We start from the raw sequence: 14,403 nt of genomic DNA, 5'->3' as shown, positions 1-14,403 counted from the left end.
TGCCGGAACTCGTCCGTGTAGTTCTTCCTTGCCATCCCTCAGATTCTCGCTTCCCCAGCATCGTGCTGGAATCAGCGTGTCCAAGATCAGGGGTCAAGCCCCTTCATCCAGTCCTGACCGTCCGTTCGCGAACCGCCCGCTGCGCGCTGGGCGCCGTACTCCCCGTCACTCCGACAGGTGCTGCACCGTGTTCGTGTAGGTGATCGCATCGGCCGTCGATCCGACAAGGCCGAGGGTCACCCCGAACATCGAGTCCAGGCCTTCGGCGGGCGGCGGGGTGTCGGCGCCCAGCGTGAGCAGCTTTCCTCCCGGAAGCGTCGCGCTGAGCGAGTTGATGTACACCACCACGTGCCCGTCGAGGGTCATCGTGTCGGCCGTCGTCGTCAGGATGGGGCCGGTGTCGTGGCGGACGGTCAGGCTGAATCCGGAGATCGTGATGCGGTCGGCTTCGAGCTTCAGGGCCGTCGTCCGCGACCCGTCGGCGAGGGGAACGGTCACGACCGAGATGCCGCGCAGGCCGCTGAACGACAGCGACTTCGAGCCGAGCTGGGCGGACGGCTGCGTGAACACGGGCCCCTGCTCGTCGGCGACGGGCGCCACCGCGGGCGGCGTCGTGCCTTCCGACGGCGACGGTGACGGCGAGGGCTGCCCCGGCTCCGGAAGGCCGGGGACGGTCGGCAGGCTCGGGATGCCGGGAGCCGACGCGCTCGCCGACGGTGACGGACTGGGCGTCGGGGACGGCGACGAGTGGCAGGGCATGATGATCGGAATGCACCACTCGGTCGGCCGTGCGCCGGAGGTCTCGGCGGCGGCCGCGGGCAGGGCTGCGGCACCCACCGCGCTCGGCGCGAGCGCGAGGAGCGCGGCCGCCAGCAGCGCGGAACGAGCGCGCCGCGTGGTCATCGCGTGACCGCCTCGTCGGAAACGATCGCCTCCTCGGCATCCGCCTCAGCCGTCGGCTCCGCCCCCGCGGTGCGCGCGGCTCTCGGCATCCACGACACCGCGAGGATGCCTCCGACCGCCGACAGTAGGAAGCCGATCAGGAAGCCGCCGAGGTTCACTCCCACGATCGAGTAGACGCTCGTGGCCAGCGCGATCACTCCGTACAGGATGCGGTGCGCCGGGGTCGCGATGACGAGCGCGCCCAGCACGATCAGCAGCAGCGGGATCACCACCGCCTGCAGCCCCTCGATGCCGAGGTGGATGTGCAGGCGCCCGAAGTCGAGCTGGCTCGAGCCGAACATCGCGAGGCCACCGACGATGAGCAGGATGCCGCCGACGAGCGGCCGATCCTTCCGCCACGCGCGCACCGGCCGGCCCGCCGCGGGCGTGGGCTCGGTCTCGTTCTCGGACTCCGCGGCGAGCTCGGCGGCGCGGGACGCCCGGCGTGTCAGAAGCATCCGCTCGATCCGTCCGTCAGCTTCAGCGACATCCCGGTCAGCGTGAAGACCGAGGCCTGCGTGCTCCACGAGATCTGCTGAAGGTTGTTGATCGTGACGCCGTCGGCATCCTGAGCGAAGTCGCCCGCCGAGCCCTTCGCCGCCGTGTTCACGGTCGAGGCGTCGACGCCGATGCGGATGTTGGAGAACGACGAATCGCCCTTGAGGTCGGTCATGCCGATCTGCAGGTCGCTCGCGGTGGCCGGGTTGCCGCCGCCGCCCGCCGTGATGAGCACGCCCACCTTGCCCAGCGGGGTGTCGGAGATCACCGACTGGCAGAGGTCGTAGAGCTGCGCCGACGCGATGTTCGCGATCGCGACGTTGTGCGAGCCGCCCGCGGTGTCTTGCGTGACGCCGGCGTACTGCGAGAAGCCGGTGCCCTCGAGCTTGGATGCGCTGATCTGGAACTGGCTGCCGGAGACCGCGAACGAGACCGGAACGGCGCCCTGTGCGACGCCTCCGAGGAGGAACGTCGAGGCGAGGACGACGGGGATGGTGGCGAGGGTGATGCGTCCCGCGCGGGAGCGAGTCGGGTTCGAGAGTCTCATCGATCCTCCGGATGCCGGGGCGCCGGCTCCGCTGCCGACGCGTTCGATCATCGACTGTGCGCTTCAATTGACAATCAGTCAATAAGGACGGCGTCACTGTGAGAGAACTCTCACGAAAACTGTCCGTGGGACCGTGCCCACCTCGTCGGTAGGGTCGAGGACATGTCCACGGAGCAGCGTCGGCGCCTGTCGCGGGAGGATCGGCGCGCCCAGCTGATCGCCTCGGGGGTCGCGTTCCTCGCGTCGCAGCCGCTGGATGAGCTGACCATCGAGGCGCTCGCCGAACGGGAAGACGTCTCGCGCGCACTCGTCTTCCACTACTTCGGCTCCCGCCAGGGCCTGCACACCGCGGTGGTCACGACCGCCCGCGACGCGCTGATCGCGGCATCCGCCCCCCGCGCGGAGCTGCCGCCGCGCGCCCGCCTCGACGACACGATCGAGCGGATCGTCGCGTTCGTTCGCGCCCACCGCGGAACCTTCTACTCGCTGGTGCGGGGCGTCGCCAGCGGCGACCCCGTCGTCCGCGAACTCGTCGACGAGGCCCGCGACGAGAACGCGCATCGCATCGTCGAGGTCTTCCACGAGCTGGGTCACGCCGACTCGCCCCTGCTGTCGGTGGCCGCACGCGCCTGGGTCGCGTTCGCGGAGGACGTGCTCATCGAACTCGGGCTCGAGTCCGACCGGCCCGCCGGCGAGATCGTCGCCTTCCTGTCGCGTTCGGCGCTGGCGATCGCGGCATCCGTCGACCACTGAGCGCGCCGCGCTCGCCCGCCGCGGACAGTAGGCTGGCCGCGTGCTGCTCAGTGACCGCGACATCCGCACCGAGATCTCCTCCGGCCGCGTCGGACTCGACCCGTGGGATGCCGCGATGGTGCAGCCCTCGAGTGTGGACGTGCGTCTGGATCGCTACTTCCGGCTGTTCGACAACCACAAGTACCCCTTCATCGATCCCGCCGAAGACCAGCCCGACCTCACCCACCTCATCGAGGTGCGCCCCGACGAGCCGTTCGTCCTGCACCCGGGGGAGTTCGTCCTCGGCTCGACGTTCGAACAGGTGACGCTCCCCGACGACATCGCCGCACGCCTGGAGGGCAAGTCGTCGCTCGGACGCCTCGGCCTGCTGACCCACTCGACCGCGGGCTTCATCGACCCCGGATTCTCCGGTCACGTCACCCTCGAACTCTCGAACGTCGCGACGCTGCCGATCAAGCTGTGGCCGGGGATGAAGATCGGTCAGCTGTGCTTCTTCCGGCTGTCGTCTGCGGCGGAGAACCCCTACGGCACCGGCCCGTACCTCAACCGCTATCACGGGCAGCGGGGCCCGACGGCGTCGCGCTCGTTCCAGAACTTCCACCGCACCGACGTCGGCGCGACGGACGCGGGCGCTCGCGGGGCCTGAGCGCGCGGCGACCGCCGCCGCAGCTTTATCAGAGTTGCCCGGAAGGGGCCAGGACTCGGCCGTCGCCGCGTGCGTGGCTACCCTGAAACGATGACCGAGACTGCCCCGGCCGCCGATCCGCTCGCCCCCCGTCCGCTCGCGCGTTGGGTGTTCTGGCCCGCCGCCGTCATCATCGTCGCCGTCGCCGCATTCGCGGTAATCTTCCCCTCGTCCGCAGAGACCGCGTTCGCGACCATCCAGGGCGCGATCATCCGAACCTTCAGCTGGTACTACGTCCTGATCGCGGCGTTCTTTGTCGCGTTCGCGCTCGTCCTGGGCTTCAGCCGCTTCGGCGAGATCAAGCTGGGCAAAGACGACGACGAGCCGGAGTTCTCCCTCGGTGCCTGGTTCTCGCTGCTGTTCGCGGCGGGCATGGGCATCGGGCTCGTGTTCTACGGGGTGAGCGAACCGCTCAGTCACTACGTCACACCGCGCCCGGGCGTCACCGGCACCGATGCGCAGCTGGCGCAGAGCGCGCTCACCCAGACCTACCTGCACTGGGGTGTGCAGGCGTGGGCGATCTACGTCGTGATCGGCGTCGCCCTCGCCTACGCGATCCACCGTCGGCGCCGACCGATCTCCATCCGTTGGGCGCTGGAGCCGCTCCTCGGCCATCGCGTGCGCGGGGCGTGGGGAAACGCGATCGACACCCTGGCCCTCGTCGGCACCGTCTTCGGCGTCGCCACCTCGCTCGGGCTGGGCGTCATGCAGATCGGCGCGGGCCTGTCCAGCGCCGGCCTGGGCACCCCCGACACGACGATGCAGATCGTCATCATCGGCGTGATCACGATCTTCGTGCTGCTGTCCGTGCTGTCGGGCGTCGGCAAGGGCATGAAGTGGCTGTCGAGCTTCAACCTGCTGCTGGCAGCAGCGCTGCTCGTGTTCATCCTCATCGCGGGGCACACCGAATACCTCCTGCGGGAGTGGGTGCAGTCGATCGGCGCCTACCTGCAGAACTTCGTCGGCCTGAGCTTCACGGTCAGCGCCTTCCAGGGCGAGGCCGGCGAGCAGTGGCAGGCCTCGTGGACGTCGTTCTACTGGGGATGGTGGATCTCGTGGGCGCCGTTCGTCGGCATCTTCATCGCCCGGGTGAGCAAGGGGCGCACGGTCCGTGAGTTCGTCTTGGGTGTGCTGATCGTGCCCACGCTCGTCGGCATCCTCTGGTTCGCCGTCCTCGGAGGCTCGGCGCTGTACCAGGAACTGACGGTGCCGGGATCGATGCTCGCACCCGACGGGACGGTCGATCTGCAGGGCGCTCTGTTCCAGCTGTTCGCCCACCTGCCGGCCGGACCGGTGCTGACGGTGGGCGCCATCCTGCTCATCGGCATCTTCTTCGTCACCTCGGCGGACTCGGGTGCGCTCGTGATGGGGATGCTGGCCACCGGCGGCGACGTCGAGCCGAAGCGGTGGGTGCGCGTGTTCTTCACGCTCGCGACCGCGGTGCTGGCGGTCGCCCTGCTGCTGGCCGGAGGCCTGTCGGCGCTGCAGACGGCGGCGGTCACGATCGCGTTGCCGTTCAGCGTCGTCATGCTCCTCATCTGCTGGTCGACGGTGATCGCCTTCCGGCGGGAGCGACGGGTCTACGACCGCGCCCAGCGCGCCCAGCTCGTCGATTACGTCGGCGAGCACTACGGGCTCGACGTCGAACGTGGCAACGAGCAGGGCGTGCGGATGCCGGGATGGTGGCGACGCACGCCACGCTGAGCCTGCCGGCGCACGCGATCACGCGCAGGGCGCTCACGCGCTCGCGGCGGTGCGTCCCTCGGTGAAGCCGGCCGCGAAGCCGCGCTCGTAGGCGCCCTCGGCGTCACGGTGGGGTGAGCGGTCGCGGCATCCGTCGCCGTCGCGTTCGGCATCGATGTGGATGCCGCGCCCGAAACCGTGTCCGCCGGGTCCGAAGCCGTGCCGGTGCGGACCGAAGCGGCGGACGCGGGGGCCGAACCCTCCACGGTGGCGACGGTGGTGGCCCTCATCGGGGTCGCCCTCCGCGCCGAGGGCCTGCGCGCGATCGTGCCAGAGGGCGCGGCGGAGCTCGCCCGGCTGCTCACGAAGCTCGCGGCGGCCTGGCCGCGCGGCTGAGGTCGCAGCTCACTCCTCGGGCCAGATCTCGTCGACCTCGAGGGTCAGATCGATGATCTGCTGAAGCAGGCCGCCCATCGTCGTCGCGCGCAGCAGGCGTTGCTGGTCGTACTCCACGAGCGGCGCGATCGCGGCGATCTGCCAGGCGGCGGCGACGGGGTCGGACGACAGCTCGATGTGCGCTCCCCAGGGGGCGTCGGGAAACCGGCCGAGCACGCGACGCACGATGGCCTCGGCTTCCGTGCGCAACGGCGTCAGCGCATCGTTCCACGGCAGCGGCTCCTGCAGCGTGACCTCCGCCCGCGGATAGGGGTCGTCGTCCAGCCAGCGGTCCACGGTGAAGCGGTCGGTGCCGACAGCGACCACCTGCAGGGCGTCCGCCCCGGCGGCGACATCGACCAGGCGGGCCAGTGTGCCGATGCCGGAGCGCTGGTCGCCGCCGCCGGTCTCGTGCCCGCGGTCGATGAGGACGACCCCGAACTGCGGATCATCGCTGTCGAGCAGTTCGCCCATCAGACGCAGGTAGCGCGGCTCGAAGACGCGCAGCGGCAGAGGCGTGTGGGGGAAGAGCACCGATCCGAGAGGAAACATCGGCATGACGGTCATGCGCCCAGTCAACACCGACAGACGTACAGTGGGCGCGTGCCTCGCCTTCCCGCCTCGATCCGCCCCGACGTTCCCGGCCCCGGACAGGAGTCGGTCTGGGGCTATCCGCGTCCGCCGCGCGTCGAGCCGGTCCCTGTGCGTGTCACCGTCCGCCTCGGTGGCCAGCTCATCGCCGACACCCACGACGCCGTCCGCGTGCTCGAGACGAGCCATCCGCCCGTCTACTACCTGCCGATCTCCGACTTCGCCCCGGGCTCCCTCGTGGATGCCGAGGGCACCTCGTTCTGCGAGTTCAAGGGCGCCGCGCGCTATCTCGACGTCGTGGGCGGGGGCATCACGCGGGCGGGAGCCGCGTGGAACTATCCGCATCCCGCGCCGGGGTACGCAGTGCTGCGCGACCGTGTCGCCGTGTACGCCGCCGCGATGGACGAGTGCACGGCCGACGGCGAGGTCGTCACGCCGCAGCCGGGAGGCTTCTACGGCGGCTGGATCACGGCGAACATCCTCGGGCCGTACAAAGGCATCCCGGGTTCGATGGGGTGGTGACGGCGTCGGGCGGCTACCGTGGGTCTATGGCCTCTGACAGCTTGACCGATCCCCTCGAGGCCGCGCCCGCGCCCGACACCCAGACCGACGCCGAATCCTCGGCATCCGCCCCGGCATCCGCCGCGCCGTCGACCCCCGGCTTCGCCGATCTCGGCCTCGACGCCGCGGTCCTCAAAGCGCTGAAGGACGTGGGCTACGAGACGCCGTCGGCGATCCAGGCCGCGACGATCCCGCCGCTGCTGGCCGGTCGCGACGTGCTCGGCACCGCGCAGACGGGAACGGGCAAGACCGCGGCGTTCGCGCTGCCGATCCTGTCGCAGCTGGACCTCTCGCAGAAGACGCCGCAGGCGCTCGTGCTCGCGCCGACGCGCGAGCTCGCGCTGCAGGTGTGCGAGGCGTTCGAGTCCTACGCGGGACATCTGCGCGGCGTGCACGTGCTGCCCGTCTACGGCGGCCAGGGCTACGGGCAGCAGCTGTCGGCGCTTCGCCGTGGTGTGCACATCGTCGTCGGCACGCCCGGTCGCATCATGGACCACCTCGACAAGGGCACGCTCGACCTCTCCGAGCTGCGCTTCCTCGTGCTCGACGAGGCCGATGAGATGCTCAAGATGGGCTTCGCCGAAGACGTCGAGACGATCCTCGCCGACACCCCCGCCGGCAAGCAGGTCGCGCTCTTCTCCGCGACCATGCCCGCCCAGATCCGCCGCCTCGCGGGCACGTATCTGAAGGATGCCGAGGAGATCAACGTCAAGGCGAAGACCTCGACGGCGACCAACATCACGCAGCGCTACCTGATCGTGTCGTACCCGCAGAAGGTCGATGCACTCACCCGCATCCTCGAAGTCGAGAACTTCGAGGGCATGATCGTGTTCACGCGCACCAAGAACGAGACCGAGACCCTCGCCGAGAAGCTGCGCGCCCGCGGCTATGCGGCGGCCGCCATCAACGGCGACGTCGCGCAGGTGCAGCGCGAACGCACCGTCAACCAGCTCAAGGACGGCAAGCTCGACATCCTCGTCGCCACCGACGTCGCCGCGCGCGGGCTCGACGTCGAGCGCATCAGCCACGTCGTCAACTTCGACCTGCCGATCGACACCGAGTCGTACGTCCACCGCATCGGCCGCACGGGTCGCGCCGGGCGGTCGGGCGACGCGATCAGCTTCGTCACCCCGCGTGAGCGGCGCATGCTCGCTTCGATCGAGAAGGCGACGCGCCAGCCGCTCACCGAGATGTCCCTGCCGACCGCCGAAGACGTCAACGCGACGCGCCTCACCCGCTTCGACGACGCGATCACGGCGGCGCTCGCCGAGACCGAGCGCATCGACCGCTTTCGCGACATCATCAACCACTACGTCACCCACCACGACGTGCCCGAGGCGGATGTCGCCGCGGCGCTCGCCGTCGTCGCGCAGGGGGAGACCCCGCTGCTGCTCGACGAGGACCAGCCCGCGCCGGCGCGGCGTGAACGGTTCGACCGTGACGATCGCGGACGCGACCGCAGCGACCGCGACCGCGACGACCGGCCCCGCCGCGACGATCGCCGTCGCTCGGGAGGCCCGACCGCGACCTACCGCATCGAGGTCGGTCGTCGGCACAAGGTCGAGCCGCGTCAGATCGTGGGAGCACTCGCCAATGAAGGCGGTCTTCGCCGCGAGGACTTCGGCGCGATCCAGATCCGTCCCGACTTCTCGCTGGTCGAACTGCCCGCCGACCTTCCCCGCGAGACGCTCCAGCGGCTGGAGGGCACCCGCATCAGCGGTCGCCTGATCGAGATCAAGCCCGACCGCTTCCAGCGCTCCGCCAAGCGTCCGGACCGCGACCGTGACGACCGCGGCGATCGGCGCCCGCGCCGCGACTGAGCGCGGCTCGGCATCCGGCCGGCGCCCGAGTCGCTGACGCAACTGCAAGGGATCACCGGCGACGCGCCGCCTGGGTCAGTCGCACCGCGGGGTGTCGCGCTGCTCGCCTTGCAGTTCGGGCGGGCAGGCGCGTCGGTCGGCAGGTCGGCGGGCGACTGAGCCGCGCGCGGCCATCGGGGCCCGTGAGGGGCGCGGCGGGCTGCGCCGGAGTGGTGATCAGCGGGCGGGCGGACGCACGGGGATCAGCAGCGCCAGCCCGACGAGCAGCACGGCGACGAGCCCGAGCACGCCCCAGTACTGATGGCCTCCGAGCGTGACGAAGACGCCGAACATCATCGGGGCCAAGAAGACGGCGGCGCGGCCGGTCGTCGCATAGAGGCCGAAGACCTCTCCCTCGCGACCGGTGGGGATGCTGCGGGCCAGGAACGTACGCGACGCGGACTGGGCCGGGCCGACGAACATCGCCATCGCGAGGCCGAGGCCCCAGAACACGGCGGGCCCTCCGTCGTGGAGGACGAAGATCAGGATGCCGCCGACCACGAGCGCGACGAGCGAGACGATCATGACCGGCTTCGGTCCGAACCGGTCGTCGAAGAAGCCCGATGCCATGGTCACGATGCCCGCCACGACGTTGGCGGCGATGGCGAAGATGAGGACGTCCGCGGCGGTGAGCCCGAACGTACCGGTCGCCAGCACTCCGACGAAGGTGAACACTCCCGTGAGACCGTCGCGGAAGATCGCGCTGGCGAGCAGGAACCACACGGTCGTACGGCTCTCGCGCCACAGCGAGGCGACCGTCCCGAAGAGCACGCGGTATGAGGCGAAGAAGCCGATGCGCGCCGCGCCGGGCGTCGACGGCGTGTTCTCCGGCACCGCGAACAGCAGGGGCAGGGCCGACACGGCGAACCAGATCGCGGCGAGGAGCATCGACACGCGCACAGCCATGCCGTCCGCCCCCGTGACGCCGAACAGTCCTACCTCGGGCTTGATGAGCCCGAAGTAGAGCACCAGCAGAAGCACGATGCCGCCGAGGTACCCCATCCCCCAGCCGAAGCCGGAGACCTTGCCCACCGTGCGCGGTGTGGAGATCTGGGAGAGCATCGCGTTGTAGTTCACGCTCGCCAGTTCGTAGAAGACGGTGCCGACCGCGAGCAGCGTGAGCCCGAACCACAGGTAGGCGGTGTCTTCGCGGACGAAGATCATCAGGGCCAGCATGAGCACGACCACGCCGGTGTTGATGCCCAGCCAGCGCTTGCGATGGGCCGAGGCGTCCGAGCGTTGTCCGGTGATCGGCGCCGTGATGAGCACGACCAGGCCGGCGAGGGTGAGGGCCAGCGACAGGGCTTGCGACGTGGTCGCCGCGTCACCGAAGGCGCTGCCGGTGAGATACACGGTGAACACGAAAGAGGTCGCGACCGCGTTGATCGAAGCCGAGCCCCAGTCCCACAGCCCCCACGCGATGACAGCGCGACGAGAGGTCGCCGTCGGGGGAGTCATCGTCGTGGGTGCGGGCAGGTCGGGCAGTGACATGTTCGTCACGGTATGTCCCTTCGGTGAACACCGGGTGGCGCGTCGTTGCGCGTGCAGGTCACGTTACTCCCGGCATCCGGTCGAAAAGTTGAGCCGATTCATATCAACTTGCGTTTGACAGTCGCGGATGCCGCGGCTATCGTGGAACACATCGAAGTTGAGCCGTTAATACTCAACCCCGCAGACTTCTCAGAGCCGTTTCACGAAAGGGAACACACATGGCACGTGCAGTGGGTATCGACCTCGGGACGACGAACTCCGTCGTCGCCGTCCTCGAGGGTGGCGAGCCGAAGGTCATCACCAACGCCGAGGGCTTCCGCACCACCCCGTCGGTGGTCGCGTTCACCAAGGACGGCGAGGTGCTCGTCGGCGAGACCGCGAAGCGCCAGGCTGTCACCAACGTCGACCGCACCCTGTCCTCCGTCAAGCGCCACATGGGCACCGACTGGAAGACGCAGCCGATCGACGGCAAGCAGTACACGCCGCAGGAGATCTCCGCCCGCATCCTCCAGAAGCTCAAGCGCGATGCCGAGACCTACCTGGGCGACAGCGTGACCGACGCGGTCATCACGGTCCCGGCCTACTTCAACGACGCCGAGCGTCAGGCCACCAAGGATGCCGGTGAGATCGCGGGCCTCAACGTCCTGCGCATCATCAACGAGCCGACCGCCGCGGCCCTCGCCTACGGCCTCGACAAGGGCAAGGAGGACGAGCTCATCCTGGTGTTCGACCTCGGTGGTGGAACGTTCGACGTGTCCCTGCTCGAGGTGGGCAAGGACGACGACTTCTCGACCATTCAGGTGCGTGCCACCGCGGGCGACAACCGCCTCGGAGGCGACGACTGGGACCAGCGCATCGTCGACTACCTCATCAAGCAGTTCAAGGACACCACCGGCGTCGACGTCTCGGGCGACAAGATCGCCCTCCAGCGTCTGAAGGAGGCGGCCGAGCAGGCCAAGAAGGAGCTGTCGAGCTCGACCAGCACCTCCATCAACCTGCCCTACCTCTCGCTGACCGACTCGGGCCCCGTGTCGCTGTCGGAGACGCTGACGCGTGCCAAGTTCGAGGACCTCACCAAGGATCTCCTCGACCGCACGAAGAAGCCGTTCAACGACGTCATCGCCGAAGCGGGCATCAAGGTCGGCGACATCGACCACGTCGTGCTCGTCGGTGGATCGACCCGTATGCCGCAGGTCACCGAGCTGGTCAAGCAGCTCACCGGTGGCAAGGAGCCCAACAAGGGCGTGAACCCGGACGAGGTCGTCGCCGTCGGCGCCGCCCTGCAGGCCGGTGTCCTCAAGGGTGAGCGCAAGGATGTGCTGCTCATCGACGTCACCCCCCTGAGCCTCGGCATCGAGACCAAGGGTGGCATCATGACCAAGCTCATCGAGCGCAACACGGCCATCCCGACCAAGCGGAGCGAGACCTTCACGACCGCCGACGACAACCAGCCGTCGGTCGCCATCCAGGTCTTCCAGGGCGAGCGCGAGTTCACGCGTGACAACAAGCCGCTCGGCACCTTCGAGCTGACCGGCATCGCGCCCGCGCCCCGCGGCATCCCGCAGATCGAGGTCACCTTCGACATCGACGCCAACGGCATCGTGCACGTGTCCGCGAAGGACAAGGGCACGGGCAAGGAGCAGTCGATGACGATCACCGGCGGCTCGTCGCTGCCGAAGGAGGACATCGAGCGCATGGTGCGCGAAGCCGAGGAGCACGCCGCGGAGGACAAGAAGCGCCGCGAGGCCGCCGAGGTCCGCAACCAGGCGGAGACCCTTTCGTACTCGATCGAGAAGCTCATCAAGGACAACGAGGACAAGCTCCCCGACCAGGTGAAGACCTCGGTGCAGGCCGATGTCGACGCGCTGAAGACGGCGCTCGCGGGAGACGACGAGGATGCCGTGAAGACGGCGTTCGACAAGCTCAACGCCTCGCAGCAGCAGCTGGGTGAGGCCATCTACGCCTCGGCCCAGGCCGCCGGCGAGCCGGCCGACCCCACCGTCGCCGACCCCGGCAACGGCAGTGTCCCGAACCCCGAAGAGGACGTCATCGACGCCGAGGTCGTCGACGACGAGGACGAGAAGAAGTAAGAGAATCGAGCCATGACGAACAAGGACTTCGAAGAGCCCATCGACGAAGTCCCCGGTGACGAGGGGTCGGAGGCGCACGCCTCCGGCCCCGACTCGCAGGGGGACGCGCGCGAGGGCGACGACCTGACCGTCGACGACATCCTGGACGCGCCGCAGACCGACGAGGCCGCCGTCGCGGAGGCTTCGCCCGAGGACCGCGACCTGCTGTTGGACCTCAAGCGGGTGCAGGCCGAGTACGCCAACTACCGCCGTCGCACCGAGGACCAGCGCGAGGTGGAGATCGCCCGCGCCAAGGGATCGGTCGCCAAGGGGCTGCTGCCGGTGCTCGACGACCTCGACCGTGCCGACAAGCACGGTGACCTCGTGGACGGCTCGCCGCTGGCCGCCATCGCGGAGAAGCTCCGCGGCGTGGTCGCCCGCCTCGGTGTCGAGACCTACGGCGTCGCGGGGGAGATGTTCGACCCGCAGCAGCACGAGGCGATCTTCCACGCCCCGAACCCCGGGGGAGTGGAAGACGGCACGATCCTCGACGTCGTCGAGGTCGGCTACCGCTTGGGCACGATCGAACTGCGACCGGCCAAGGTCGTCGTCGCCGGTTCCGCCGACTGACGGGAGGAGGTGTCCATGGCCAGTCAGGATTGGTTCGACAAGGACTTCTACAAGGTCTTGGGCGTCTCCAAGGACGTGTCCGAGGCCGACCTGAAGAAGGCGTACCGCAAGCTCGCCCGCACGTATCACCCCGACTCCACGCAGGGCGATCCTGCGAAGGAGGCGAAGTTCAAGGAGATGAGCGAGGCGTATTCCGTGCTCTCGGACAAGAGCCAGCGCGAGGAGTACGACCAGATCCGCGCGATGGGTGCCGGCGGCGCCCGCTTCCAGGCCCCCGGCACCGGCAGCGGCGGCTTCGAGGACGTCTTCAGCCGTTTCGGCCAGTCCCGGGGGTCGGCCCAGTCGGCCGACTTCGACGACCTGTTCTCGATGTTCGGCCAAGGCGGGTTCACACAGGGCGGCGGCTTCGGCTCCGGGCGCTTCGGGCAGCCGACCGGCGGCTTCCGAGGGTACGGCGGACCGCAGCGCGGCGCGGACGTGACCGCGCGGACGACGCTCGACTTCCAGACCGCCGTCAAGGGTGAGACCATCACTCTCGCCGGCGAGGACGGCAAGCCGTTCAAGGTGAAGATCCCCGCCGGTGTCGCCGACGGCCAGAAGATCCGGCTGCGCGGCCGCGGCCGCCCGTCGCCCGATGGCGGCGAGCCCGGGGACATCGTCGTGAGCGTCACGGTGCGACCGCACCCCGTGTTCACCCGCGACGGGCTGAACCTGCGCGTCACCGTTCCGGTGACCTTCACGGAAGCCGCGCTGGGCGCCACCATCGAGGTGCCGACCCTGGGTGGCGACCCCGTCAAGCTGCGGGTCGCCCCGGGAACGCCCTCCGGGCGCGTGCTGCGCGTGAAGGGCCGCGGCGTGCACACCGCGAAGGGCACCGGTGATCTTCTCGCCGAGGTCCAGGTCGCCGTGCCGTCGCACCTCGACGAGCAGGCGAAGGAAGCACTGCAGCGCTTCCACGAGCTGGAGCCGAAGGAGAACCCGCGCGCCGACCTCATGGCCAAGGCCCGAGAGTGAGCATGGTCGACGAGCACCCCGATGAGGAAGCGCCGATCTTCGCGATCGCCGTCGCGGCGGAGCTTGCCGGCATGCACCCGCAGACCCTCCGTCAGTACGATCGGCTGGGCCTCGTCGTTCCCGGGCGCACGCAGGGCGGGTCGCGGCGGTATTCGCTGCGGCACGTGAAGCAGTTGCGCGAGGTGGGCTCCCTCTCGGCCGAGGGCATGAGTCTGCCGGCGATCTCGCGCCTGATCGAGCTCGAGAACGAGGCGCGCGGACTGCGCCGTCGCGTCGCCGAACTCGAGCAGCGTCTGCAGGAAGAGCTGGCTCGTCGCTCCCGCGTCTTCGCGGCGGGGGCGACGGGATCGGTCGTGACCCTCCGCCACGGCACGCGCGCGCGTCGGGCGACCGAGGTGGTGCTGTGGCGTCCGCTTCCGTCGGCGGATGCCGAGTCCGACGACTAGATGTACTGACCTCGACCGTTGTTGATGCGGTCGATGGGTGAGATGCCTCCGATGCCGAGGTGGCTCCTGTCTAGGTTGTAGTGGTCGAGCCAGGTCGTCAAGCCGGAGGCCCGGTCCTCGTTCGAGGTCCAGGGTCTCGCGTAGGCCCACTCGGTCGCGAAAGTCCGGTTCAGGCGTTCGACCTTCCCATTGGTCCAGG

At 69.4% G+C, this 14,403-nt stretch carries 16 protein-coding genes; 10 read left to right on the top strand and 6 right to left on the bottom strand.

The window, feature by feature from the left end:
* Positions 1 to 165 precede the first annotated feature (165 nt).
* Genes BGN98_RS03275 through BGN98_RS03265 form a run of 3 tightly spaced genes read right to left on the bottom strand, consistent with a single transcriptional unit; the run spans position 166 to position 1,987 of the window.
* The gene (locus tag BGN98_RS03275) at positions 166 to 903 is read right to left on the bottom strand and encodes a hypothetical protein (RefSeq protein ID WP_036286671.1); all 738 of its coding nucleotides are present in this window, start codon (positions 901 to 903) and stop codon (positions 166 to 168) included.
* The gene (locus tag BGN98_RS03270; protein WP_288119530.1) at positions 900 to 1,400 is read right to left on the bottom strand and encodes a DUF6114 domain-containing protein; all 501 of its coding nucleotides are present in this window, start codon (positions 1,398 to 1,400) and stop codon (positions 900 to 902) included. The genes BGN98_RS03275 and BGN98_RS03270 overlap by 4 nt, the downstream gene beginning before the upstream one ends.
* The gene (locus tag BGN98_RS03265; RefSeq protein WP_288119533.1) at positions 1,391 to 1,987 is read right to left on the bottom strand and encodes a DUF6230 family protein; all 597 of its coding nucleotides are present in this window, start codon (positions 1,985 to 1,987) and stop codon (positions 1,391 to 1,393) included. The genes BGN98_RS03270 and BGN98_RS03265 overlap by 10 nt, the downstream gene beginning before the upstream one ends.
* A gap of 162 nt (positions 1,988 to 2,149) precedes the next feature.
* Here BGN98_RS03265 and BGN98_RS03260 point away from each other — a divergent pair, with 162 nt between their 5' ends.
* The 4 genes from BGN98_RS03260 to BGN98_RS03245 all read left to right on the top strand — a co-directional run bounded on the left by BGN98_RS03260 (position 2,150) and on the right by BGN98_RS03245 (position 5,504).
* Positions 2,150 to 2,740, top strand: coding sequence for a TetR/AcrR family transcriptional regulator (locus BGN98_RS03260; RefSeq protein ID WP_288119529.1), 591 nt, complete (start codon positions 2,150 to 2,152; stop codon positions 2,738 to 2,740).
* Between the two features lie 40 nt (positions 2,741 to 2,780).
* Entirely contained in the window at positions 2,781 to 3,386 is a 606-nt protein-coding gene (gene dcd / locus BGN98_RS03255; protein WP_036286662.1) for a dCTP deaminase, read from the top strand.
* Between the two features lie 90 nt (positions 3,387 to 3,476).
* Complete coding sequence (locus BGN98_RS03250; RefSeq protein WP_036286648.1) at positions 3,477 to 5,129, top strand: BCCT family transporter; 1,653 nt, start codon at positions 3,477 to 3,479, stop codon at positions 5,127 to 5,129.
* 177 nt (positions 5,130 to 5,306) lie between these two features.
* A complete protein-coding gene (locus BGN98_RS03245) occupies positions 5,307 to 5,504 on the top strand; it encodes a hypothetical protein (RefSeq protein WP_155947529.1) in 198 nt (65 codons plus the stop codon).
* A gap of 9 nt (positions 5,505 to 5,513) precedes the next feature.
* On the opposite strand, the gene BGN98_RS03240 is transcribed toward BGN98_RS03245, so the two are convergent.
* Positions 5,514 to 6,110, bottom strand: coding sequence for an LON peptidase substrate-binding domain-containing protein (locus BGN98_RS03240; protein WP_016464024.1), 597 nt, complete (start codon positions 6,108 to 6,110; stop codon positions 5,514 to 5,516).
* Between the two features lie 36 nt (positions 6,111 to 6,146).
* Between BGN98_RS03240 and BGN98_RS03235 the strand changes: the two genes are divergently transcribed.
* Both BGN98_RS03235 and BGN98_RS03230 read left to right on the top strand, forming a co-directional pair.
* Entirely contained in the window at positions 6,147 to 6,656 is a 510-nt protein-coding gene (locus tag BGN98_RS03235; protein WP_081767980.1) for a DUF427 domain-containing protein, read from the top strand.
* Positions 6,657 to 6,682: 26 nt separating this feature from the next.
* The gene (locus BGN98_RS03230) at positions 6,683 to 8,515 is read left to right on the top strand and encodes a DEAD/DEAH box helicase (protein ID WP_051498764.1); all 1,833 of its coding nucleotides are present in this window, start codon (positions 6,683 to 6,685) and stop codon (positions 8,513 to 8,515) included.
* Between the two features lie 216 nt (positions 8,516 to 8,731).
* On the opposite strand, the gene BGN98_RS03225 is transcribed toward BGN98_RS03230, so the two are convergent.
* Positions 8,732 to 10,045 (bottom strand): MFS transporter, encoded by a 1,314-nt coding sequence (locus tag BGN98_RS03225; RefSeq protein ID WP_082784327.1) that lies wholly within the window; start codon positions 10,043 to 10,045, stop codon positions 8,732 to 8,734.
* A 218-nt stretch (positions 10,046 to 10,263) separates the two neighbouring features.
* On the opposite strand from BGN98_RS03225, the gene dnaK reads away from it, so the two are divergent.
* Genes dnaK through BGN98_RS03205 form a run of 4 tightly spaced genes read left to right on the top strand, consistent with a single transcriptional unit; the run spans position 10,264 to position 14,204 of the window.
* Positions 10,264 to 12,135 (top strand): molecular chaperone DnaK, encoded by a 1,872-nt coding sequence (gene dnaK, locus BGN98_RS03220; protein ID WP_036286642.1) that lies wholly within the window; start codon positions 10,264 to 10,266, stop codon positions 12,133 to 12,135.
* Between the two features lie 12 nt (positions 12,136 to 12,147).
* A complete protein-coding gene (locus tag BGN98_RS03215; RefSeq protein ID WP_036286639.1) occupies positions 12,148 to 12,744 on the top strand; it encodes a nucleotide exchange factor GrpE in 597 nt (198 codons plus the stop codon).
* 15 nt (positions 12,745 to 12,759) lie between these two features.
* A complete protein-coding gene (locus BGN98_RS03210; protein WP_036286634.1) occupies positions 12,760 to 13,758 on the top strand; it encodes a DnaJ C-terminal domain-containing protein in 999 nt (332 codons plus the stop codon).
* A 2-nt stretch (positions 13,759 to 13,760) separates the two neighbouring features.
* Complete coding sequence (locus BGN98_RS03205) at positions 13,761 to 14,204, top strand: heat shock protein transcriptional repressor HspR (protein ID WP_288119520.1); 444 nt, start codon at positions 13,761 to 13,763, stop codon at positions 14,202 to 14,204.
* On the opposite strand, the gene BGN98_RS03200 is transcribed toward BGN98_RS03205, so the two are convergent.
* Positions 14,201 to 14,403, bottom strand: a 203-nt coding sequence (locus BGN98_RS03200; RefSeq protein ID WP_288119518.1) for an integrase core domain-containing protein, incomplete at its 5' end; no start/stop codon positions are given. The two genes, BGN98_RS03205 and BGN98_RS03200, sit on opposite strands and share 4 nt — an antisense overlap.

The sequence above is a fragment of the Microbacterium sp. 69-7 genome (genome assembly GCF_001897985.1).
Classification (GTDB): Bacteria; Actinomycetota; Actinomycetes; order Actinomycetales; family Microbacteriaceae; genus Microbacterium; species Microbacterium laevaniformans.
This window is presented reverse-complemented; position numbering and strand designations above follow the sequence as displayed.

Coding starts and splice junctions, on each gene's coding strand:
- BGN98_RS03215 (WP_036286639.1), top strand. CDS start 12,148: ATGACGAACAAGGACTTCGAAGAGCCCATCGACGAAGTCCCCGGTGAC.
- BGN98_RS03260 (WP_288119529.1), top strand. CDS start 2,150: ATGTCCACGGAGCAGCGTCGGCGCCTGTCGCGGGAGGATCGGCGCGCC.
- BGN98_RS03225 (WP_082784327.1), bottom strand. CDS start 10,045: ATGTCACTGCCCGACCTGCCCGCACCCACGACGATGACTCCCCCGACG.
- BGN98_RS03250 (WP_036286648.1), top strand. CDS start 3,477: ATGACCGAGACTGCCCCGGCCGCCGATCCGCTCGCCCCCCGTCCGCTC.
- BGN98_RS03205 (WP_288119520.1), top strand. CDS start 13,761: ATGGTCGACGAGCACCCCGATGAGGAAGCGCCGATCTTCGCGATCGCC.
- dnaK (WP_036286642.1), top strand. CDS start 10,264: ATGGCACGTGCAGTGGGTATCGACCTCGGGACGACGAACTCCGTCGTC.
- BGN98_RS03270 (WP_288119530.1), bottom strand. CDS start 1,400: ATGCTTCTGACACGCCGGGCGTCCCGCGCCGCCGAGCTCGCCGCGGAG.
- BGN98_RS03210 (WP_036286634.1), top strand. CDS start 12,760: ATGGCCAGTCAGGATTGGTTCGACAAGGACTTCTACAAGGTCTTGGGC.
- BGN98_RS03275 (WP_036286671.1), bottom strand. CDS start 903: ATGACCACGCGGCGCGCTCGTTCCGCGCTGCTGGCGGCCGCGCTCCTC.
- BGN98_RS03240 (WP_016464024.1), bottom strand. CDS start 6,110: ATGACCGTCATGCCGATGTTTCCTCTCGGATCGGTGCTCTTCCCCCAC.
- BGN98_RS03265 (WP_288119533.1), bottom strand. CDS start 1,987: ATGAGACTCTCGAACCCGACTCGCTCCCGCGCGGGACGCATCACCCTC.
- BGN98_RS03230 (WP_051498764.1), top strand. CDS start 6,683: ATGGCCTCTGACAGCTTGACCGATCCCCTCGAGGCCGCGCCCGCGCCC.